Here is a 21,233-nt window from a genome sequence, read left to right on the forward strand (position 1 = left end):
CAACAACAATGCCGCGCGCATGACGCGCGCGGCATGGCGACTATACCGCCCGGGCCAACTCTGCGGCCAGCCCGATGTAGGAACGCGGGGTCATCGCCAACAAGCGGGCCTTCGGCTCATCAGGCAGCGCCAGGCCCTGGATGAATTCTCGCAGAGCTTCCTCGGTAATGCCCTTGCCCCGCGTCAAAGCCTTGAGCTGTTCGTACGGTTGCGGCAGGCCATAGCGGCGCATGACGGTCTGCACGGGCTCGGCCAGCACTTCCCAGCACGCATCGATATCGGCATCGATGGCGGCCGTATTGACTTCCAGCTTGCCCAGGCCGCGCATGCACGCATCCCATGCCACCAGGCAATAGCCCAGGCCCACGCCCAGGTTGCGCAGAACGGTGGAGTCGGTCAGGTCGCGCTGCCAGCGGGAGATCGGCAGCTTGTCGGCCAGATGGCGCAGCACTGCGTTCGCCAGACCCAGATTGCCTTCGGAGTTTTCAAAATCGATCGGGTTGACCTTGTGCGGCATGGTCGACGAACCGACCTCGCCGTCCTTCAGGCGTTGCTTGAAGTAGCCCAGCGCCACGTAGCCCCAGACATCCCGATCCAGGTCCAGCACGATGATGTTGGCGCGCGTGATGGCGTCGAACAGGGCGGACATCCAGTCATGCGGCTCGATCTGGATGGTGTGGCGGTTCTGGGTCAACCCCAGGCCGGCCAGCACCCGCTGGCTGAAGGCGGGCCAGTCGATTTCCGGATAGGCCGACAGGTGAGCGTTGTAGTTGCCGGTGGCGCCATTGAGCTTGGCCAGGGGCTCGACCGCTTCAGCCGCGGCGATGGCGCGATTCAGGCGCGCGGCCACGTTGGCGAATTCCTTGCCCAGGGTCGTGGGGCTGGCCGGTTGGCCGTGCGTGCGCGACAGCATCGGCTGGTCCGCCTGGACCAGGGCCATGTCGTTCAACTTGGCGGCCAGTTCGCGCAGGCGCGGCACCACGACCTGATCACGCGCGCGCGACAGCATCAGCGCATGCGAGGTGTTGTTGATGTCTTCGGACGTGCAGGCGAAGTGGATGAACTCGGCGGCACGGGCCAACTCGGCGTCGTCGGCGACTTTTTCCTTCAACCAGTACTCAACGGCCTTCACGTCATGGTTGGTGACCCGTTCGATGTCCTTGATGCGGGCAGCGTCGGATTCCGAGAAATCCTGCACCAGCTGGTGCAGCCGCTGGCGGGCGGCCGCGGAGAACGTGGGCAGCTCGGGCAGGCCGGCGTCGGACAGGGCGACCAGCCAGGCCACCTCGACTTCGACACGGTGCGCCATGAAGCCGGCTTCGGACAGCAGACCGCGCAGCGCGTCGCCCCGGGAAGCGTAACGGCCATCCAATGGCGAAAGGGCATTCAGTTGGCTCAATTGATCGGCGATTTGCATGGTGTGAAGAAGAAATGGCTACGGATGGGAAAACCCGGTGAGTTTAACATTCGGGAGAATGCAACATTGTGGCAAACTGGCGAAGATTCCGGCCAGCGGACGGTTCGACCGTCATGCGGCCTGCTATACTTCGGCCGCTTTTCGACTCCGCTTGTGACTCCATGAAACTGATCGGCTCGCTTACCAGTCCGTACGTACGCAAGGTGCGTATCGTCATGGCCGAGAAAAAGCTGGACTACCGGCTTGAACTCGAAAACGTCTGGTCCGCCGACACGCAGATCCAAACGTATAACCCCTTGGGCAAGGTTCCGTGCCTGGTAATGGAAGACGGCGGCGCGCTGTTTGATTCGCGCGTCATCGTCGAATACCTGGACACCTTGTCTCCTGTCGCCCGTCTGATTGCACAGCCGGGGCGCGATCGTGCAGCCGTCAAATGCTGGGAAGCCATCGCCGATGGCCTCCTGGACGCCTGTGTCGCCATCGTGAAGGAAAACCAGCGTCCCGAGGCGCAACGCAGCCCTGAATGGATCGAGCGTCAGTACAGCAAGATCCACGCCAGCCTGGATGCGATGAACAAGAGCCTGGGCGACAACGCCCATTGCATGGGCATCAACTACAGCCTGGCGGATATTGCCGTCGGCTGCGCGTTGGGTTACCTGGACCTGCGCTTTGCCGCGCTGGACTGGCGCACCAACCACCTGAACCTGGCCCGCTTGTACGACAAGCTGTCGCAACGTCAATCGTTCATCGACACGATCCCGAAGACTGCCTGACGGCAGTGCTGGATCGCCCGGCTTGAACGGGCACCCGAAAACCGGCCGCATCGCGGCCGGTTTGCATTTCCTCATTCCAAAATTCTGTCTTACCGCACCGGCCTCATTGCGCCGTGAAAGTCTGCCACGCCTTGAACAGCATGTACGCAGCGAGTGCGAACAACAGGCAGGCGAACACGCGCTTCAGGGTCTGCACCGGCAGGCGATGCGCCATGCGCGCGCCCAATGGCGCCGTCAACACGCTGGTGCACACCAGTGCCACCAGAGCCGGCCAATAGATGTAGCCCAGCATGCCCGGGCGCGACGTCCCTTCGTTCAGGCCCGACACCACATAGCCGATGCTGTTGGCCAACGCGATGGGAAAGCCCAGCGCTGCCGATGTCGACACCGCGTTGTGCAGGGCCACGTTGCACCAGACCATGAAGGGCACGGACAGGAATCCACCTCCGGCGCCGACCAACCCTGACAGGAAACCGATGCCCGCCCCCGCCGCGCTGGTGCCCACCACGCCGGGCATCTGCCGCGCCGGCTTGGGCTTCTTGTTGCGCAGCATGCTCCAGCCGGAATAGCCCACGAACAGCGCGAAGAACAGCGACAGCCACAACGTGCTGAGCGCCGCAAACACGGCCCCACCCGACAACAGTCCGCCCACAATGATGCCTGGCGCCATTGCCCACACGATGCCCCACTTGATCGTGCCCTTTTGCTGGTGCGCCCTGACACTGGAAACCGACGTGAACAGAATGGACGTCATCGACGTCGCGATGGCGGCATGCACCACCAGTTCAGACGGCATGCCCTGCCACGCAAACAGCATCGTCAGAAAAGGGACCAGCAGCATTCCGCCACCGATGCCCAGCAAGCCCGCCGCAAATCCCACCACCGCGCCAAGCGCCAGCAGGCAAATCACCATCGTCACATCCACAACCCTCTCCTCTTTTATTGTTTGGATTCTTGCTTGCCATGAACAAGGCCCCGCAAGCATTGCACCTGCGGGGCCTTGCCGGGTCCGTTCGCGCCGGACCCATGCGTTCTAGATAATGATTCCACCGCCCAGACAAACCTCGCCATCGTAAAGCACGGCTGACTGCCCCGGTGTGACGGCCCATTGCGGCTCGACGAAATCCAGCGCGAAGGTATCACCTTCGGCCCGGTCCAAGCGGCAAGCCGCGTCGGCCTGGCGGTAGCGCGTCTTGGCGCCATAGCCGGCGATGGCGGGGGGATGCCCCGCCACCCAACTGGCGTCCTGCGCCTGCAATTGGCCGGACAAGAGCCAGGGATGGTCATGCCCCTGCACCACATACAGGATGTTGCGTTCCAGGTCCTTGCGCGCCACGTACCAGGCTTCGGCCGTCCCGTCTTCGCGCTGACGCCCCTTCACCCCGCCCACGCCCAGGCCCTTGCGCTGGCCCAGCGTATAGAAGGACAAGCCTTCGTGACGCCCCACCTTCTGCCCTTCCGGCGTCAGGATCAACCCCGGCTCGGTCGGCAGATAGCGGTTCAGGAATTCGCGGAACGGACGCTCACCGATGAAGCAGATCCCCGTGGAATCCTTTTTGGCGGCATTGTGCAGGCCGATCTCGTGAGCGATGCGGCGCACTTCCGTCTTGTGGATCTCGCCCAGCGGAAACAGCGTGCGCGACAGCTGCGCCTGGTTCAGCCGGTGCAGGAAATAGCTTTGGTCCTTGGACGCATCCAGCGCCTTCAGCAACTGGAACTGCGTGCCGCCGCCTTCGGCCGGCACCTCGCGCACCCGCGCGTAATGCCCCGTGGCAATGTGCTCGGCACCCAACGCCATGGCGTGATCCAGGAACGCCTTGAACTTGATCTCGGCATTGCACAGCACGTCTGGATTGGGAGTGCGGCCTGCGGAATATTCGCGCAGGAAGTCCGCGAACACGCGGTCTTTGTATTCGGCAGCGAAGTTGACGAACTCGAAGTCCACGCCAACCAGGTCGGCCACGCTGGCCGCGTCCAGCAGATCCTGGCGGGTCGAACAGTATTCGGAATCGTCGTCGTCTTCCCAGTTCTTCATGAACAGGCCGACAACGTCATAGCCTTGCTGCTTCAGCAACCAGGCGGTGACCGACGAATCGACCCCGCCCGACATGCCGACCACGACGCGGCCTCTTTTGCCGCCGGGCCGCCCCAAGGCAAGAGCTTCCCCCTCGGGGGGGCAGCAAGCCGAAGGCGCAGCGTGGGGGGCTTCCTTGGTGGATATTTGACTCATGATGCGACTATTTTAGTTCGGACAAGGTGTCTTCCCGCAGCTGCGGCTCCGCAGCCCGCGACACTTCCATCAGCCAGGCCCGGAAAGCCTGCAAGGTTGGCAGGTTGGCCTTCTGCTCGGGGTAACACAGGTAATAGCCCATGCGCGCACGAATGGGCAGTTGGATGGCGATGGCCAGCTTGCCGTCGCGCAGTTCGTCTTCGATCAGGCAGCGCGGAATCAACGCCACGCCGAACCCGGCCGCCGCCGCCTGGGACAGCAGCGCGTACTGGTCGAAGCGCGCCCCCTCAAGGCTGCGCCGCGTATCGCAGCCTGCTTGCTCGAACCAGTCGCGCCAGCCTTCCAGCGCCGACGTGTGGTGCAGCAGCGGATACGCCAGCAAGGCCTCGGGCGACGGACAGCCGCCAGGGATCAGGCGCGGGCTACAGACGGGCACGATTTCCCGGCCCACGATGTAGTCCGAGCCGCTGCCAGGCCACAGGCCTTCGCCAAACCGCACGGCGGCATCCAGTTCCGGAGTCGAAAAGTCATAGCCCTGGCGGTGCGGCAGGAACTCCACATGGATGTCGGGGCGCAGGCGCATGAAGGCCGTCAGCCGTGGGATCAGCCAGCGCGCGCCGAAGGTCGGCATACAGGTCAGGTTGAGCGTACCGCCCTGCCCCTGATGTGCGATCAGCTCCACCGTGGCGGCTTCAATCTGGCCCAACCCCGCCTGGATCTTGGTCAGATAGCTGCGGCCGGCTTCGGTCAGAACCAGGCCTTGCCTGATCCGCAGGAATAGTTCGACGCCGACGAACTCTTCCAGATGTTTCACCTGTTTGCTGACGGCGCCCTGCGTCACGCACAGTTCCTGCGCCGCGCGCGTGAAGCTGCTGTGCCTTGCGGCGACTTCAAACGCCTGGAGGTCAGTTAGGGAAGGACAAAAACGTCGCATGTGTGGCCCTCACCAAGGGTGAGGCTCCGGCCCGCATCGGGGCTTGAATCGGGGTGTCGTCTCTGGAGGCCAGCCATTGGCATGGGCCCGGCTGACAAACAATCGTGTCAAAAATGTTACGCAAAAGTAACGTCCGAACGATGTCCGCCAAAAGAGGCATGAAAAAAACTCATAGCTTACGGAGAAACTTTCGTTTGCGCAAACCGGGCTGCCAGGAAAGAATCGTTGCGTTTGCGTCTGCCTTTGCGCATTCGCTTTCCATCTATTAGGGGAATTCATGCAACGCCGTAACGTAGTACTGGGCCTGTGTGTCGCTGCCGCGACCCTGGCCACGCCGCTGATCTCGGGCATCGCGCACGCCGAAGACGCTTATCCGAGCAAGCCCATCCGCCTGATCGTTCCCTTCCCGCCCGGCGGCACCACCGACATCGTCGGCCGCCTGTTCGCGGACAAGCTGGGCAAGGAACTGGGCCAGACCGTCGTGGTGGAAAACCGCGGCGGCGCCGGCGGCTCGATCGGCAGCGCCTTCGTGGCCAGCAGCGCACCGGACGGCTATGTCCTGGGCATCGCCACCGTCAGCACGCACGGCATCAACCCGGCCATCTACCCGAACCTGCCGTTCGATGGCGAGCGTGACTTCACGCCCATCTCGAACCTGGCGGCCGTGCCGAACATCATGACGATCAACCCGAAGGTTCCGGCCAAGAACATCGCCGACTTCATCAAGCTGGCCAAGAGCCAGCCGGGCAAGCTGACGTATGCATCGGCCGGCAACGGTTCGGTCTCGCACATGATGGGCGAACTGTTCAAGATGGCATCGGGCACCGATCTGATGCACGTGCCTTACCGTGGCGTGGGCCCGGCGCTGAACGACGCGCTGGCCGGCCAGGTCGACGTCATGTACGACAACCTGCCCTCCACCCTGCCGCACGTGCAGTCCGGCCGCCTGATCGCCATGGCCGTTGCCTCGCCCAAGCGCGTCGCAAGCCTGCCCGACGTGCCCACGTTCGCCGAAGCCGGCCTGCCGGCCGTGAACGATGCATCCTGGTTCGGTCTGGTCGCCCCGGCCAAGCTGCCGGAACCCATCCTGGCCAAGCTGAACGCCGCCGTGCAGAAGGTCAGCGCCGAAGCTGACGTCAAGACGCGCCTGGAAGCGCTGGGCGCCGAGCCCGCCGCCAACAGCTCGGCTGACTTCAGCAAGCAGATCGCGGCGGAAATCGCCAAGAACAAGCGCATCGCCAAAGAAGCCAACGTGAAGATCGACTAAGCGATCTTCGGCCCCCGCCGCGCGCTGCGCGCGGGGGTCTCCGATTCACGAACGCAATACCTCCCTATGCGAATTACTCAACCCCTGTCTTACCGGCTCGACCTTCCGCAGCAATATCCGAATTCGGAATCCTCGGCCCCGCTTGTGCTGGACTCCCCGCACAGCGGCACCGCCTACCCCCCCGATTTCGCGGCCGCGGTGGACTTTGGCGCATTGCGCACTGCCGAGGACACTTGGGTTGACGACCTGTGGGGCGACGCCATGGACATGGGCGTGCCGATGATCGCCGCTGGTTTCCCGCGCGCCTACATCGACGCCAACCGCGCGCCCGACGAGATCGACGAACTGCTGCTGGACGAAGCCTGGCCCGACGCCATCAACGCCTCGCCCAAGGTCAAGCTGGGCAAGGGCCTGATCTGGCGCATGCTGGACGACGGCACCCCGCTGTACAACCGCAAGCTGACGGTTGAAGAAGTCCGCCACCGCATCGAAGCTTGCTGGAAGCCGTACCACGCCGCGCTGGGCCAAGTGCTGGACACCGCCCACCAGAAGTTCGGCAAGGTCTGGCACATCAACTGTCACTCGATGCCCAGCGTCGCTGGCGCCTTCGCGACAGACCGCCCTGGCCTCGTCCACCCCGACTTCGTGCTGGGCGACCGCGACGGCAGCACCAGCGACCCGGCCTTCCGCGAGTTCATCGCGGCCTGGTTGCGCGAACGCGGCTACAACGTCACGGTGAATGATCCCTACAAGGGCGTGGAACTGGTACGCGCCTTCGGCCGCCCGGAAGAAGGCCGCCACAGCTTGCAGATTGAAATCAACCGCAATCTGTACATGGATGAAGTCACGCTGCGTCCGACGGAGAATTACGGCCGATTGAAGGCCGATCTGCGCGACCTCACCGCCGCGCTGATCAAGTGGACTCGCGCGCAAACGGCCTGACGCCGGACGTTTGCACGCAGGTAACCGGCCAGCGACGTGGTAAGACTGGCCGGCGCAAGTGGGTGAAGAACCCGAGCCCCATGGTTCGCCATGGGGCTTTTTTTCGTTTGGCGATGACGGCGGGTTGATGGGTTGTGCGCATTTGTTTGTTGATGGGTTGCGCTCGCTTGTTTCTTGGTTGATGGGTTGCGCGCGTTTGATTCCCGCGTTCTTTTCGGCACGCTCTCGCGCTACACCCATCCTACGTTATCGCCAGCAGCCATCGCATGCCGCAAGCGCCGTTCAAGCGCCGGCCCGCCGCCGGGCCGCCCCCAAGGCGGGCCAGCCCCCTTGGGGGGCAGCAAGCGAGCAAAGCGAGTGCGGCGTGAGGGCCAACCACCAGCGGGCCAGCCCCCTCGGGGGGCAGCAAGCGAGCGAAGCGAGGCAGCGTGGGGGCTCCCCCCCTGGGGGCCTTTCCCGTGTATAACTACGGCGAACCTTCTGAGGAGAGGCGTCGATGCACATCGGGATACCAAAAGAAACCCGAGACGGGGAAACTCGTGTCGCAGCAACACCAGAGACCGTCAAGAAGTACGTAGGCGGCAAGCACACCGTTGTCGTGGAGCGCGGAGCCGGCACTGCCGCCCGCTATCTTGATGACGCCTATGAGGCCGCGGGCGCCACGCTCGGTTCCGCCCAGGATGCCCTGGGCGCGGGACTTGTCATGAAGGTTCGCGCCCCCTCCCCCACCGAATTGCCCCAGATGAAGCCTGGCACCGTCGTCATCGGCATGCTCGATCCGTTCGACGCCGAAGGCCTGACGCAGATGGCGAATGCGGGATTGGTCGGATTTGCGCTTGAGGCCGCGCCGCGCATCACGCGCGCCCAAAGCCTGGACGTGCTGTCTTCCCAGGCCAACCTGGCCGGCTACAAAGCCGTGCTGCTGGCCGCGCATCACTACGGTCGGCTGATCCCCATGATGATGACTGCCGCCGGCACCTTGAAGGCCGCGCGCGCCGTGGTGCTGGGCACGGGTGTGGCCGGCTTGCAGGCCATCGCCACGGCCAAGCGCCTGGGCGCGGTGGTGGAAGCTTCCGACGTACGCCCCGCCGCGCGCGAACAGGTGGAATCGCTGGGCGCAAAATTCATCGACGTGCCATTTGAAACGGACGAAGAACGCGAGATCGCCCAAGGCACGGGCGGCTACGCACGCTCCATGCCCCCCGCCTGGATGGCACGGCAAGCGGCGCTGGTATCTGAACGCTGCAAGCAGGCGGACATTGTCATCACCACTGCGCTGATCCCCGGACGCCCTGCCCCCACGCTGGTGTCCGCCGACACGGTCGCGGCCATGAAGCCTGGCTCGGTGCTGGTGGACCTGGCCGTTGAACGCGGCGGCAACTGCCCCTTGTCCGAGAAAGGCCTGGTCGTGGAAAAACACGGCGTGACGATCATCGGACTGACCAACCTGCCCGGCCTGGTCGCCACCGACGCATCCGCGCTGTATGCGCGCAACGTCCTGGACTTCCTGAAGCTCATCATCAATGCAGACGGCGCTCTGGCCATCCAGCGCGACGATGAAATCGTGGCGGCCTGCCTGGTATGCGAAGGCGGCAATGTGACGCGGAGAACCTGAACATGGAAGCGATCAACCCCACCCTGATGAATCTCATCATCTTCGTGCTGGCCATCTATGTCGGCTATCACGTTGTGTGGAACGTCACGCCTGCCCTGCACACGCCCCTGATGGCGGTCACCAACGCCATTTCGGCCATCATCATCGTGGGCGCCATGCTGGCGGCCGCGCTGACCGAAGGCGGACTGGCCCGAGGCATGGGCGTGTTTGCCGTGGCGCTGGCCGCGGTGAACGTGTTCGGCGGTTTTCTCGTCACGCGGCGCATGCTTGAGATGTTCAAGAAAAAGGATCGCAAGCCGGGCAAGGAGGAAGCGAAATGATCTCGCTGAATCTCGTCACCCTGCTGTACCTGATCGCCTCGGTGTGCTTCATCCAGGCGCTCAAGGGCCTGTCGCATCCCACCACCTCGCGGCTGGGCAATGCTTTCGGCATGGCCGGCATGGCGATCGCCGTGCTGACCACGGCGGCGCTTATCGTCGGTCTGGCGCGCGAAGGCACGGCCACGATCGGTCTGGGCTGGGTCTTGCTGGGCTTGCTGGTGGGTGGCTCCGTCGGCACCTTGATGGCCCGCCGCGTCGAAATGACGAAGATGCCGGAGCTCGTCGCCTTCATGCACAGCATGATCGGCCTGGCAGCCGTGGCCATCGCCGTCGCCGTCGTGGCGGAACCCCATGCCTTTGGCATCGTCGCCCCCGGATCACTGATCCCCACGGGCAACCGGTTCGAGCTCTTCATCGGCACCTTCGTGGGCGCCATCACGTTCTCGGGTTCCGTCATTGCCTTCGGCAAGTTGTCGGGCAAGTACAAGTTCCGGCTGTTCCAGGGCGCACCCGTCGTGTTTCCGGGCCAGCACATGCTGAACCTGGCGCTGGCGCTGGTCATGCTGGGCTGCGGCGTGTGGTTCATGCTGACTCAGGACTGGACGCCCTTCATCATCATGACGCTGGTCGCCTTTGTGCTGGGCGTGCTGATCATCATTCCGATCGGTGGCGCCGACATGCCGGTGGTGGTGTCCATGCTGAACAGCTATTCGGGCTGGGCGGCAGCCGGCATCGGCTTTTCGCTGAACAATCCGATGCTGATCATCGCCGGCTCGCTGGTGGGCTCATCCGGTGCCATTCTGTCCTACATCATGTGCAAGGCGATGAATCGGTCGTTCTTCAACGTGATCCTGGGCGGCTTCGGCGGCCAGGCGGGCGGTGGCACGGATGCGGGCGCGGGGCAGCAGCGCAGCGTCAAATCAGGCAGCGCGGACGATGCCGCCTTCCTGATGACCAACGCCGAAAGCGTCACCATCGTGCCGGGCTACGGCTTGGCGGTGGCCCGCGCGCAGCATGCGCTGAAGGAACTGGCGACGAAACTCACCGAACGCGGCGTGACCGTCAAGTACGCCATCCATCCCGTCGCGGGACGCATGCCTGGCCACATGAACGTGCTGCTGGCTGAAGCCGAGGTGCCTTACGACCAGGTCTTCGAGATGGAAGACATCAACAGCGAGTTCGCGCAAACCGATGTGGTGCTGGTGCTGGGCGCGAACGACGTGGTCAACCCCGCCGCCAAGAACGATCCAAAGTCCCCCATTGCCGGCATGCCCATCCTGGAAGCGTACAAGGCGCGCACCGTGATCGTGAACAAGCGTTCGATGGCCTCGGGCTATGCGGGCCTGGACAACGAACTGTTCTACATGGATCGCACGATGATGGTGTTCGGCGATGCGAAGAAAGTGCTGGAAGACATGGTGAAAGCGGTCGAGTAGCACACGCCGTTGCGCGAATGCCCCTTGGGGTATTCGCGCGGTGGCGCTCCTTGCGGCTCACCCTAAGCTGCTGCCGCCTTCTGCAACTGCTCGTCCACCACTTCCACCCAATGCCGCACCGGCGTGTCGGTGCCGCTTTGCAGATGGCCGATGCAGCCGATATTGGACGACAGGATCACGTCGGGTCCGCCCGTCGCGATGGCGCCCAGCTTGCGGTCACGCAATTCCAGGGCAATCTCCGGATTCAGCACCGAATAGGCGCCCGCCGAACCACAGCACAGATGCTTGTCGGCAAACGGCAGCAATTCAAACCCCAAGTCCACCAGCAGTCGTTCCGACAGCGGCCGCAGCCCCTGCCAATGCTGCAACGTGCAGGGTGGATGGAACGCGGCGCGAGTGCCGGCAGGCAGGCGCGCGCGCAGTTGATCGGCGTGTGGCGCCACGATCTCGGCCACATCCTTCACCAGCGCGACGATATCCGCGGCCTTCTGGGCATACGCCGGATCGTGCTTCAGATGATGCGCGTATTCCTTGACCATCGCGCCACAACCCGAGGCATTCATGACGATGGCTTCGACGCCCCCGTCCTTGACCAGCGGCCACCACGCATCCACGTTGGCGCGCATCTGCGCCAGCGCCGCATCCTGCGCATCCAGATGAAAACTGACCGCCCCACAGCAACCGGCACCCGGCGCGAGTCGCGCGCCGATACCCACGGCATCCAGCACGCGAATGGTCGCGGCATCGATGGTGGGCATCATGGCAGGTTGCACGCAGCCCGTCAGCATCAGCACTTGCCGCGCATGCCCGGTCACCGCAGGCAACACGCCCACTTCGCGGCGTTCGGGCACTTTGCGTTTGAGGGCTTCTGGCAAGATGCCCCGCACCGCCTGCCCCACCCGCATCGCGGGTCCGAACATCGGCGACAACATGGCCCGCCGCAGGAAATTGCGCTTTGCCTTTTCCGCCCAGGAACGCGGCACGCGCTCGTCCACGATCTTGCGGCCGATGTCGATCAGGTGGCCGTACTCGACGCCGGACGGGCACGTGGTTTCGCAATTGCGGCAGGTCAGGCAGCGGTCCAGATGCTGTTGCGTGGACTGCGTGGGCTCGGCGCCTTCCAGTACTTGCTTGATCAGATAGATGCGGCCACGCGGACTGTCGAGCTCGTCGCCCAAGACCTGGTAGGTCGGACAGGTTGCCGTGCAAAATCCGCAATGCACGCAACGCCGCAGAATGGCGTCGGCTTCTTTACCCAGATCGGTATCGCGTGCCCAGGATGCCAGGTTGGTTTGCATGATGCGCTATAGCTCCAGGACCAGGCGTCCAGGGTTGAACAGGCCCGCCGGATCAAGCTCCTGCTTGAGCCGGCGCGTGATCGACGCAATGCCCGGCGCCAGCGGATGGAATACGCCGTCGGCCGGCGGCTTGCTGTTGCCCACCCGGAACAACGTGACATGCCCGCCCAACCGCTCAACGGTGTCCCGTAGCTCAGCGGCATCGCGCGGCCCGGACAGCCAGCGCTGCCCGCCGCCCCATTCGATCAGGGTTTGGCCCAACCCAAGCACGGCGGCCGTGGGTGGCAAGGCCAAACGCCACAAAGGCTGGTCTGGCGCGAAAAACTCATGGGTCTGCTCACGCAGCGCGTGCCACCAGGAGCGCGCCGCATCGGGATCCATGGGATCGCCGCCGATCACCTGGCGTGCGCTGGCAATGGCCGGCGGCGCACCTGACAGCCGCACATGCATCGCGCCTTCGGCGTGGTCCTCGCCCCCGGTCCAACTGGTGGCGGAGATGGGCAGAGGCTTGCCACGCCACAGCGCGAAGCTGGCTAGCGCCTGCGCCTGGGTGGCGGGCAGAACCAACGTCAACTCTTCCATCGGCCGCGGCACGACCTTCATGGACACTTCCAGAAGCGCGCCAAAGATGCCATGCGAGCCGGCCAACAGGCGCGACACGTCGTACCCGGCCACGTTCTTCATGACCTCTCCGCCAAACGACAGGATGCGTCCTTCCGAATCCAGCAGGCGGGTGCCCAGGACAAAGTCGCGCAAGGCGCCTGCATGCATGCGACGCGGGCCGGACAGTCCCGCCGCGACGCAGCCGCCCACCGTGGCGGAGGCCGCGAAATGCGGCGGTTCAAAAGCCAGCATCTGGCCGTTGTCGGCCAGCGCCGCTTCCAGTTCGGCCAATGGCGTGCCCGCGCGCACCGTCACCACCAGTTCCGAGGGGTGGTAGCTGACGATGCCGCGATATGGCGTCATATCCAGCAGGCAGTGGCCGTCCTGCGGCGTTACCGGACGGTAATTGCCGTAAAACGCCTTGCTGCCGCCGCCCATCACGAACAGGGGCTTATGACCGGCACGGGCCGTCATGACCTGGTCGCACAATTCCGACAGGACAAAATCCATGGGGGATGCGTCCTAGAAACGGGCGAGATCGGGGAAGCGCAGCTCGCCCGCATGGACGTGCATCTTGCCGTATTCGGCGCAGCGGGCCAGCGTGGGAATGACCTTTTCAGGATTCAGCAGGCACGGCGGGTCGAACGCCCGCTTGACCGCCAGGAAAGCGTCGAGTTCTTCGCGAGAGAATTGCACGCACATTTGATTTATTTTCTCCATACCCACACCGTGCTCTCCGGTCACGGTCCCTCCTACCTGCACGCACAGCTCAAGAATGGCGGCGCCGAACTTCTCGGCGCGCTCCACATCGTCCGGCTTGTTTGAATCGAACAGAATCAGCGGATGCAGATTGCCGTCGCCCGCATGGAACACGTTGGCGCAGCGCAAGCCAAACTCATCTTCCATCTGTTCGATGGCGCCCAGCACGCGCGCCAGATGGCGGCGCGGAATCGTGCCGTCCATGCAGTAGTAATCAGGCGATACGCGCCCGGCCGCCGGGAATGCATTCTTGCGGCCAGCCCAGAATTTCAGGCGTTCGGCTTCGGACGTCGATACCTGGCAGCGCGTGGAACCGGCATCCCGAAACACCGCTTCCATCCGTGCGATCTCGTGAGCCACCTCTTCGGGCGTGCCATCGGACTCGCACAACAGAATCGCTTGTGCGTCCATGTCGTAGCCGGCACGCACAAAGGGCTCGACCATGTGCGTGGCACGGCGGTCCATCATCTCAAGCCCTGCCGGGATCATGCCCGCCGCGATCACCTGGGTCACCGCGTTGCCAGCCGCTTCCACGCTGGAGAAGCTGGCCATCACGACCTGCGCACAGGCAGGCTTGGGAATCAGCTTGACCGTGACTTCGGTGACCACGCCCAGCATGCCTTCGGATCCGATGAAAACGGACAGCAGATCCAGGCCAGGCGCGTCCGGCGCTTCAGAGCCCAATTCCACGATATCGCCGTCGATCGTGACCACGCGCACGCGCAGCACGTTATGGACGGTCAGTCCGTATTTCAGACAATGCACGCCGCCAGAATTCTCGGCCACATTGCCGCCGATGGTGCAAGCGATCTGACTGGAGGGATCGGGCGCGTAGTACAGCCCGTAAGGGGACGCGGCCTCGGAGATCGCCAGATTGCGCACGCCAGGCTGCACGATCGCCGTGGCGCTGGCCAGATCAATATGCTTGATGCGATTGAACTTCGACAGGCCCAGCAACACGCCCTGGCTGTGCGGCATGGCACCGCCCGACAGGCCGGTGCCCGCGCCACGCGCCACGATGGGAGCGTTCAAGCGCTTGCAGATGCGCAAGATGGCCTGCACTTGCTCTTCGGTTTCCGGCAACGTCACGACGGCAGGCAGCGCGCGATACAGCGACAGGCCATCGCACTCGTACGGACGAGTGTCTTCTTCGCGGAACAATACGCAGTGCGCGGGCAACGCGGCCGACAACGCCTCGATGAGCTGCTGCAACGAATAAGGCGCCTGCACTTGTGCCAGGCCGGTTTCGACCAGTGAATTCATGAGCGCAACAATAGCGCGACCGGTCCCTTAAAACAGGCCGGGATTTACCCGCATCCAATGGACTATCCCATGGCGCACACGTAACCAGCAGTAATTCCAGACAGCGTTTGTCGTTGAAAAGCCGCAGCGGCCTATGCCGAGAAATCCAACAGCGCCAATTTTCTGGAAATCGCCGCGCAGGTATCGACCAACGGTTTGATATAGCTGCCGGTTCTGTCTTTGCTCATGCGAAACGCGGGAATGCTCAAACTGACGCACGCCACCGGCCTGCCCTGCTTGTCGACGATCGCGCAACCGAAGCAGAAGATATCCTTCTCATTCTCTTCGCGGTCTTCCGCATAACCCTGCTGGCGAATCCGCTCAAGTTCCTTGCGCAACGCCTGGGGCGTGCGCAACGTGGCCTCGGTGAACACCTTGAAATCCAGCGTCCGGATCACCGCATCGCGTGCGTCCGTCGGCAACTGCGCAAGATAGGCTTTGCCGACTGAACTGGAATACATCGTGACGCGGCTGCCCAGACGCGAATTCATGCGCACGGCCTTGGGGCTTTCCAGTTTGTCGATGTAGGTCATTTCAGACTGGTCTGGAACAGCCAGATGCACCGTTTCCTGCGTCAGCTCTTTCAGATCGAACAGGTGGTCTTTGCAGATCTGACGAATATCGGAGCTTTCCAGTGCGCGGCTTGCCAGGCTGACCAGCCGGGGCCCCAATCCGAATGACTGGCCGTTGTGTTTCGGCACAATCAATTGCTCGGCAATCAGCGCCTCGACGATGCGATAGATCGTCGGGCGTGGATATCCCAGCTTGAGGCTCAGTTCATTCACCGTCCAAGCGGTGTCGCCGCCCAGCGCGATGGCGTCAAGCACGCGCATGAACTTTGAGAAAGAGGCCGTGCCGGCAACCGGGGCTGCCGCAGGCGCGGCATCGGGGTTTTTCACACTGCGGGCTTTCACGCTGGGGGTCTTCACACCGGGGGCTTTCATGAACGGATTCCGTGACAAAGCGCGCCGGCGGGCCGGAGCGCGGGTCAGGTTACCATGTAGCCGCCATCCACCGGCATCACCACGCCGGTCATGAAAGCCGACGCCGGCGAGCACAGGAACATGACCGCCTGCGCCACATCGCCCGGCGTTCCCCAGCGGTTAAGCGGGGTACGTTCCAAAATGCGCGACGCGCGCGCAGGGTCCTTCTGCAACGCCTCCGTCAGCGGGGTGGCGATCCATCCCGGCGCCACCGCATTGACCCGGATCCCCGCATCGGCATAGGCGATGGCAAGCGACTTGGTCAATTGCGCCACTCCGCCTTTGCTGGCGCTGTAGGCCGGCACCAACCCACCCCCGAAAAAGCTCAGCATCGATGCCGTGTTGACGATGCATCCACTGGCACGCGCCAGTTGCGGGCGCAAGGCCTCGCACACACGCATGGTGCCGGTCAGGTTGATATCCAACACACGCTCGAACACCGGCAGTTTGAACTCCTCTTGCCGGAAGATCACGCCCGCGCAATTGACCAGGATGTCCACACGCGGCTGCGTCGCGGAAAAACGCGCGATGTCTTCCGCTTGCGTGACGTCCAGCGTCGCCACCTCCACCCCCGCCGGTGGCGCTTCCGCGGACGGCAAGCCGACCGCGATCACGCGCGCCCCCAAGCGCGCCAACGCTTCGGCCACGCCCCGGCCCAGGCCCTGCGTGCCGCCCGTGACGACGGCGGTCTTGCCGTTGAACAACCCTGCTTGAAAGGTCATGGCGCTTTCCTCAGCGGACGAACTGATCGACATAGTCCGAACCCAGGCCCACGCTTTCGTAGTGCTTGCGGCACATGTCCAGCTTGGTGAACACGTCTTCGTAGCCGGTATGGCGGCCTTCGCTGTCGCAGTAGTACATGACGCCATTGACCTGGAACATGGTGATCATTTCCTCCACATCCTCCGGCACATACAAGGTATGTGTTTCGCCCGGCGGCTCGAACACATAGCTGCCTTCGCGGGCGATCCAGTCGTGCTCCAGATATCGCCACGAGCCTTTGATGACGTAGCCATGCACCGCCTGCGGATGACGGTGACAGCTCAGCACGCCCGACTTGCGCACACGCAGCAGATTCATCCAGTACCCCTGCGACACGTTCAGACAGAGCGGCCGGAACCAGACGTTCTCGGCCTGTGGCACCCAGACGCGCTCGTCATCCGGAATCACTTGCGGCACCACGATGTCGGGCAGCGCCTCCTTGGGGTTGGGGTAACGGTAAGGGGTAGGTACAGCAGTCGTTTGGCTCATGGTGATCCGGCGGTCAGGAGAAAGTGGCGTCACGCGGTGACGCGGCTTACTTGATGCTCAAGGTCTTCAGTACCTGGGCATAGTCGGCGGTTTCTGCCGCCATCTTCTTTTCAAAGGCATCGCCGTCGGCATAGACGTAGCCCAGGTTCTGGGCCTTGATCGCCGATATCAACTGCGGGTCTTGCGCCACTTTTTCAAAGACTTCCTTCAGCTTGGCCACGGTGGCGGGCGGCATGCCTTTCGGCCCGGCGATGCCACGCCAGGTGCCGTAAGACACATCCAGACCTTTCTCCTTGGCCGTTGGCACGTCAGGAAATTCAGGTACCCGCTTGTCGCTCATCAACACCAGCAGGCGCAACTTGCCCGCCCGCACGTATTCGGACGCCTCGGCGGGGCTCGTGGCCACCGCATCCAGCTGGCCGCCCAGCAGGTTCAGCAAGGCCGGGCCCGACCCCGGAAACGGAATGTGCGTGAATCGGGTATCCGACTTGACCTCGAAGGCGCTCAGCGCCACGTCATAGATGGAGCCGGTGCCCGAGGTGCCGACATTCAACGCGGCCGGCGTCTTCTTGGCGGCCGCCATGAATTCCTCAAGCGTCTTGTAGGGTGAGTTGACAGGCACCACGATCGCCGCCGGGTCCGCGTTCAATTGCACCAATGGCGTGTAGTCCTTGTAGGTGTGATCGAACAGGCCCAGCAGCGGCAGAATCACGAATTCCGCCGTCACCACGGTCAGCGTGTGCCCGTCGTTCTTGCTGTTCAACACGTACTTCCAGCCCACCGCGCCGCCGGCGCCAGCTTTGTTCAGCACCACCATGCCTTTGGGGAAATACTGCGCCGACACCTTGGCGAAGGTGCGCGCCACGGCATCCGTGCCGCCGCCCGGCTGGAACGGCACCACCAGCGTCACGGGCTGGTTCGGGTAGGTGTCCGCTTGCGCGTGCGCCGGCAGCGATGCCGCCAGACCGGCCACGATCAGGCTGGCTGCCATCAAACCTTGTCTCATCAACATCCTTGTCTCCTTGGTTCTGGACGCGCTTTCTATCGAAACGCGGTCCAACTTGTTTTTCCGCAGGCGCTTTTTTAAATATCCACAATGTGGACATTTGTCTACGAAAATTCAGAATAAAGGATTTGACGATGCGTGTCACTGGAAATTCACGCAAGCCACTTGCGATGCTGGGTCGAAAAAAAAGCCGACGGGCAGATTGCCGTCGGCTTGGATGCACGGGCGGCGTGATCGCCGCACGGTGTTTACCAGGACACGATCTTGCCCGGGTTCAGGATGTTGTTCGGATCAAAAGCGTGCTTCAGGCTGCGCATCAGGTCCAGTGCGTCCTCGCCGTGCTCTTCGGCCATGAACTGCATCTTGTGCAGACCCACGCCGTGCTCCCCCGTGCAGGTGCCATCGGCGGCAATCGCACGGCGCACCAAATTGTGGTTGATCGTTTCCGACTCTTCCCATTCCTGCGGGTTGTCAGCGTCCAACAGCATCAACACGTGGAAATTGCCGTCGCCGACGTGACCGACGATCGTGTACGGGAAGCTGGCGCGGTCCAATTCCTCAACGGTGTCGCGCACGCAGTCAGCCAGTCGCGAGATCGGCACGCAAACGTCGGTCGTGCTGGCGCGGCAGCCGGGGCGCAGTTGCAGGCCGGCAAAATAAGCGTTGTGGCGGGCGGTCCAGAGACGGCTGCGGTCTTCGGGGCGTTCGGCCCATTCAAAGTCCATGCCGCCATGCTCCGCCGTGATCGCCTGCACCGTTTCGGCTTGTTCCTGCACGCCCGCCGGGCTGCCATGAAACTCGAACACCAGCAGCGGCGTTTCACGCAAGGTCAGCTTGCTGTACTGGTTGACCGAACGCACGCTGGCGGCGTCCATGAATTCGACGCGCGCGATGGGCACGCCCATCTGAATGATCTCGATCACGCTCTGGACCGCGTCATCCAAGGTGGGGAAATTGCAGACCGCGGCCGACACGGCTTCGGGCTGTGGGTACAAGCGCACCGTCACTTCCGTGATGATGCCCAGCGTGCCTTCGCTGCCGATGAACATGCGCGTCAGGTCATAGCCCGCCGACGATTTGCGCGCGCGGCCCGCGGTGCGGACGATGCGGCCGTCAGCCGTCACCACCGTCAAGGACATGACGTTTTCGCGCATGGTGCCGTAGCGCACGGCGTTGGTGCCAGACGCGCGCGTGGCGGCCATGCCGCCCAGGCTGGCGTCGGCGCCCGGGTCAATCGGGAAGAACAGGCCGGTGCTGCGGATCTCTTCGTTCAACTGTTTGCGCAGCACGCCTGCCTGCACTGTCGCGGTCAGGTCTTCGGCGTTGATCGCCAGCACCTTGTTCATTTGCGACAAGTCCAGGCTGATGCCGCCCTGGATCGCCAGGATGTGGCCCTCCAGCGAAGAACCCGCGCCGTAGGGAATCAGCGGAACACGATGCGCGTTGCACAGCTTGGCAACCTCGGCCACTTCTTCGGTGGTGTGCGCAAAGACGACGGCATCGGGCAGCATGGCCGGATACGGCGATTCGTCGCGGCCATGATGTTCGCGCACGGCGGAAGACTCGGACAGGCGGTCGCCAAAGCGAGTGCGCAAGGCATCCAGACAGGCGGCAGGCACCGCGCGGCGCAACGATTCAGCGTGCAAGGGAGCGTTCATGATCAGCGTGTTCTCGGGGTTCGGTAATCCAAATATTCTACGCCGCCGCGCATGCTGCGCCGCACACCGCCCCAGGCAGGCGGTCCACGGCGCGCACGCGGGCTTTACTTGCCAGACGTCAGCGCGACCCGCCGGCGCTCACGCACCGCATGCGCCAAGCGCTCCAACACGGCCACCGACGCATCCCAATCGATGCAGCCGTCGGTGATGCTCTGGCCGTAGACCAGCGGCTTGCCCGGCACCATGTCCTGGCGACCGCCCAGCAAGTGGCTTTCCACCATGACACCCACCAGGCGCGCGTCGCCCGCTTCCATCTGGCGAGCCACATCGTCGATCACGCGGGGCTGGTTCTCGGGGTCCTTGCTGCTGTTGGCGTGGCTGGCGTCCACCATGATGCGTTGCGCCAGGCCTGCCTTGGACACGTCCTGGCAGGCCGCGTCCACGCTGGCGGCGTCGTAGTTCGGCGTCTTGCCGCCACGCAGGATGACGTGGCAGTCTTCGTTGCCGGCCGTCGACACAATCGCCGAATGCCCGCCCTTGGTCACCGACAGGAAATGGTGCGGCTGCGATGCCGCCTTGATGGCATCAACCGCAATCTTCACGTTGCCGTCCGTGCCGTTCTTGAACCCCACCGGACACGACAGTCCAGACGCCAATTCGCGATGCACCTGGCTTTCCGTCGTCCGAGCCCCGATCGCCCCCCAGGAGACCAGATCCGCGATGTACTGCGGCGTAATCATGTCCAGGAACTCGCAACCCGCCGGCAGTCCCAGGCTGTTGATATCCAGCAACAGCTCGCGGGCCACGCGCACGCCCTTGTTGATGTCGAAGCTGCCGTCCAGGTCCGGATCGTTGATCAGGCCCTTCCAGCCCACCGTGGTGCGCGGCTTTTCGAAGTACACGCGCATCACGATTTCCAGATCGGCGCTCAGGCGGTCACGCACCGGCTTCAGACGCTTCGCGTATTCGATGGCGGCGCGCGTGTCGTGGATGGAACATGGCCCGATCACGACGATCATGCGGTCATCCATGCCATGCAGGATGCGGTGCATGCCCTGACGGGCGGCGAACACGGTATCGGACGCCTCCTTGGTGCACGCGAACTCGCGCATCACGTGCGCGGGCGGATTCAGTTCCTTGATTTCTCGAATGCGAAGGTCGTCGGTATTGTGTGACACGGTACTGCTCCTGGGTTGCCCGCCAACGGGATCCATTCCAACCGGTCTTTCCCGGTCCCGGCGGCGCAAAAAAAGCCGCCAGGTCGCTGGCGGCTTTTTTGGGGGGGATTCTTTCCAAACTTCAGATTGAGCGCGTCCCTTCCTCCGCCAGCGGCTTCAGAAAACCATAAAAATAAAAATAAAAGGCGGGGGACGCGAATTTCATGGGGATTGACTCTAGCACAGTTCTTTCGGGCCGTCACATCGTTTTTTCATGGATGG

At 63.4% G+C, this 21,233-nt stretch carries 19 protein-coding genes; 6 read left to right on the forward strand and 13 right to left on the reverse strand.

The window, feature by feature from the left end; genetic code table 11:
* Window positions 1–40: 40 nt before the first annotated feature.
* On the reverse strand, window positions 41–1,417 hold the full coding sequence (purB, locus tag HV753_RS27235) for an adenylosuccinate lyase (RefSeq protein WP_175177694.1): 1,377 nt from the start codon (window positions 1,415–1,417) through the stop codon (window positions 41–43).
* A 161-nt stretch (window positions 1,418–1,578) separates the two neighbouring features.
* On the opposite strand from purB, the gene HV753_RS27240 reads away from it, so the two are divergent.
* Window positions 1,579–2,190, forward strand: a complete 612-nt coding sequence (locus tag HV753_RS27240; RefSeq protein ID WP_175177695.1) for a glutathione S-transferase — start codon at window positions 1,579–1,581, stop codon at window positions 2,188–2,190.
* Window positions 2,191–2,293: 103 nt separating this feature from the next.
* Here HV753_RS27240 and HV753_RS27245 read toward each other — a convergent pair whose 3' ends face one another.
* From HV753_RS27245 to HV753_RS27255, 3 genes are all read right to left on the reverse strand, one after another.
* A complete protein-coding gene (locus HV753_RS27245) occupies window positions 2,294–3,115 on the reverse strand; it encodes a sulfite exporter TauE/SafE family protein (RefSeq protein ID WP_175177696.1) in 822 nt (273 codons plus the stop codon).
* A gap of 108 nt (window positions 3,116–3,223) precedes the next feature.
* Complete coding sequence (mnmA, locus tag HV753_RS27250; protein ID WP_281370989.1) at window positions 3,224–4,420, reverse strand: tRNA 2-thiouridine(34) synthase MnmA; 1,197 nt, start codon at window positions 4,418–4,420, stop codon at window positions 3,224–3,226.
* Window positions 4,421–4,427: 7 nt separating this feature from the next.
* Complete coding sequence (locus HV753_RS27255; RefSeq protein WP_175177697.1) at window positions 4,428–5,354, reverse strand: LysR substrate-binding domain-containing protein; 927 nt, start codon at window positions 5,352–5,354, stop codon at window positions 4,428–4,430.
* 277 nt (window positions 5,355–5,631) lie between these two features.
* Between HV753_RS27255 and HV753_RS27260 the strand changes: the two genes are divergently transcribed.
* The 5 genes from HV753_RS27260 (at window position 5,632) to HV753_RS27280 (ending at window position 10,934) form a co-directional block, all read left to right on the forward strand.
* The gene (locus HV753_RS27260; RefSeq protein WP_175177698.1) at window positions 5,632–6,621 is read left to right on the forward strand and encodes a Bug family tripartite tricarboxylate transporter substrate binding protein; all 990 of its coding nucleotides are present in this window, start codon (window positions 5,632–5,634) and stop codon (window positions 6,619–6,621) included.
* A gap of 66 nt (window positions 6,622–6,687) precedes the next feature.
* On the forward strand, window positions 6,688–7,563 hold the full coding sequence (locus HV753_RS27265) for an N-formylglutamate amidohydrolase (RefSeq protein WP_175177699.1): 876 nt from the start codon (window positions 6,688–6,690) through the stop codon (window positions 7,561–7,563).
* A gap of 496 nt (window positions 7,564–8,059) precedes the next feature.
* Window positions 8,060–9,178: a Re/Si-specific NAD(P)(+) transhydrogenase subunit alpha gene (locus HV753_RS27270; RefSeq protein WP_175177700.1), complete on the forward strand. Its 1,119-nt coding sequence runs from the start codon at window positions 8,060–8,062 to the stop codon at window positions 9,176–9,178.
* A 2-nt stretch (window positions 9,179–9,180) separates the two neighbouring features.
* Window positions 9,181–9,498, forward strand: coding sequence for an NAD(P) transhydrogenase subunit alpha part 2 (locus tag HV753_RS27275; protein WP_006224972.1), 318 nt, complete (start codon window positions 9,181–9,183; stop codon window positions 9,496–9,498).
* Window positions 9,495–10,934, forward strand: a complete 1,440-nt coding sequence (locus tag HV753_RS27280) for an NAD(P)(+) transhydrogenase (Re/Si-specific) subunit beta (RefSeq protein ID WP_175177701.1) — start codon at window positions 9,495–9,497, stop codon at window positions 10,932–10,934. Before HV753_RS27275 ends, HV753_RS27280 begins: the two co-directional genes overlap by 4 nt.
* Window positions 10,935–10,996: 62 nt before the next feature.
* Here HV753_RS27280 and glcF read toward each other — a convergent pair whose 3' ends face one another.
* The 9 genes from glcF to aroG form a co-directional block, all read right to left on the reverse strand.
* Window positions 10,997–12,232, reverse strand: coding sequence for a glycolate oxidase subunit GlcF (glcF, locus tag HV753_RS27285; RefSeq protein ID WP_175177702.1), 1,236 nt, complete (start codon window positions 12,230–12,232; stop codon window positions 10,997–10,999).
* A 6-nt stretch (window positions 12,233–12,238) separates the two neighbouring features.
* On the reverse strand, window positions 12,239–13,345 hold the full coding sequence (glcE, locus tag HV753_RS27290; RefSeq protein ID WP_175177703.1) for a glycolate oxidase subunit GlcE: 1,107 nt from the start codon (window positions 13,343–13,345) through the stop codon (window positions 12,239–12,241).
* A 12-nt stretch (window positions 13,346–13,357) separates the two neighbouring features.
* Window positions 13,358–14,857, reverse strand: coding sequence for an FAD-linked oxidase C-terminal domain-containing protein (locus HV753_RS27295; protein ID WP_175177704.1), 1,500 nt, complete (start codon window positions 14,855–14,857; stop codon window positions 13,358–13,360).
* Window positions 14,858–14,988: 131 nt separating this feature from the next.
* Complete coding sequence (locus HV753_RS27300; RefSeq protein ID WP_425485943.1) at window positions 14,989–15,840, reverse strand: IclR family transcriptional regulator; 852 nt, start codon at window positions 15,838–15,840, stop codon at window positions 14,989–14,991.
* Between the two features lie 44 nt (window positions 15,841–15,884).
* Window positions 15,885–16,601 (reverse strand): SDR family NAD(P)-dependent oxidoreductase, encoded by a 717-nt coding sequence (locus HV753_RS27305; protein WP_175177705.1) that lies wholly within the window; start codon window positions 16,599–16,601, stop codon window positions 15,885–15,887.
* 10 nt (window positions 16,602–16,611) lie between these two features.
* Entirely contained in the window at window positions 16,612–17,130 is a 519-nt protein-coding gene (locus HV753_RS27310) for a 2,4'-dihydroxyacetophenone dioxygenase family protein (protein ID WP_175177706.1), read from the reverse strand.
* 46 nt (window positions 17,131–17,176) lie between these two features.
* Window positions 17,177–18,142, reverse strand: a complete 966-nt coding sequence (locus tag HV753_RS27315; RefSeq protein ID WP_175177707.1) for a Bug family tripartite tricarboxylate transporter substrate binding protein — start codon at window positions 18,140–18,142, stop codon at window positions 17,177–17,179.
* A gap of 242 nt (window positions 18,143–18,384) precedes the next feature.
* Window positions 18,385–19,794 (reverse strand): FAD-binding oxidoreductase, encoded by a 1,410-nt coding sequence (locus HV753_RS27320; protein ID WP_175177708.1) that lies wholly within the window; start codon window positions 19,792–19,794, stop codon window positions 18,385–18,387.
* Between the two features lie 104 nt (window positions 19,795–19,898).
* Window positions 19,899–20,972: a 3-deoxy-7-phosphoheptulonate synthase AroG gene (gene aroG / locus HV753_RS27325; RefSeq protein ID WP_006224982.1), complete on the reverse strand. Its 1,074-nt coding sequence runs from the start codon at window positions 20,970–20,972 to the stop codon at window positions 19,899–19,901.
* Window positions 20,973–21,233 lie beyond the last annotated feature (261 nt).

This window comes from Achromobacter pestifer (assembly GCF_902859625.1).
Taxonomy (GTDB): domain Bacteria; phylum Pseudomonadota; class Gammaproteobacteria; order Burkholderiales; family Burkholderiaceae_B; genus Achromobacter; species Achromobacter pestifer.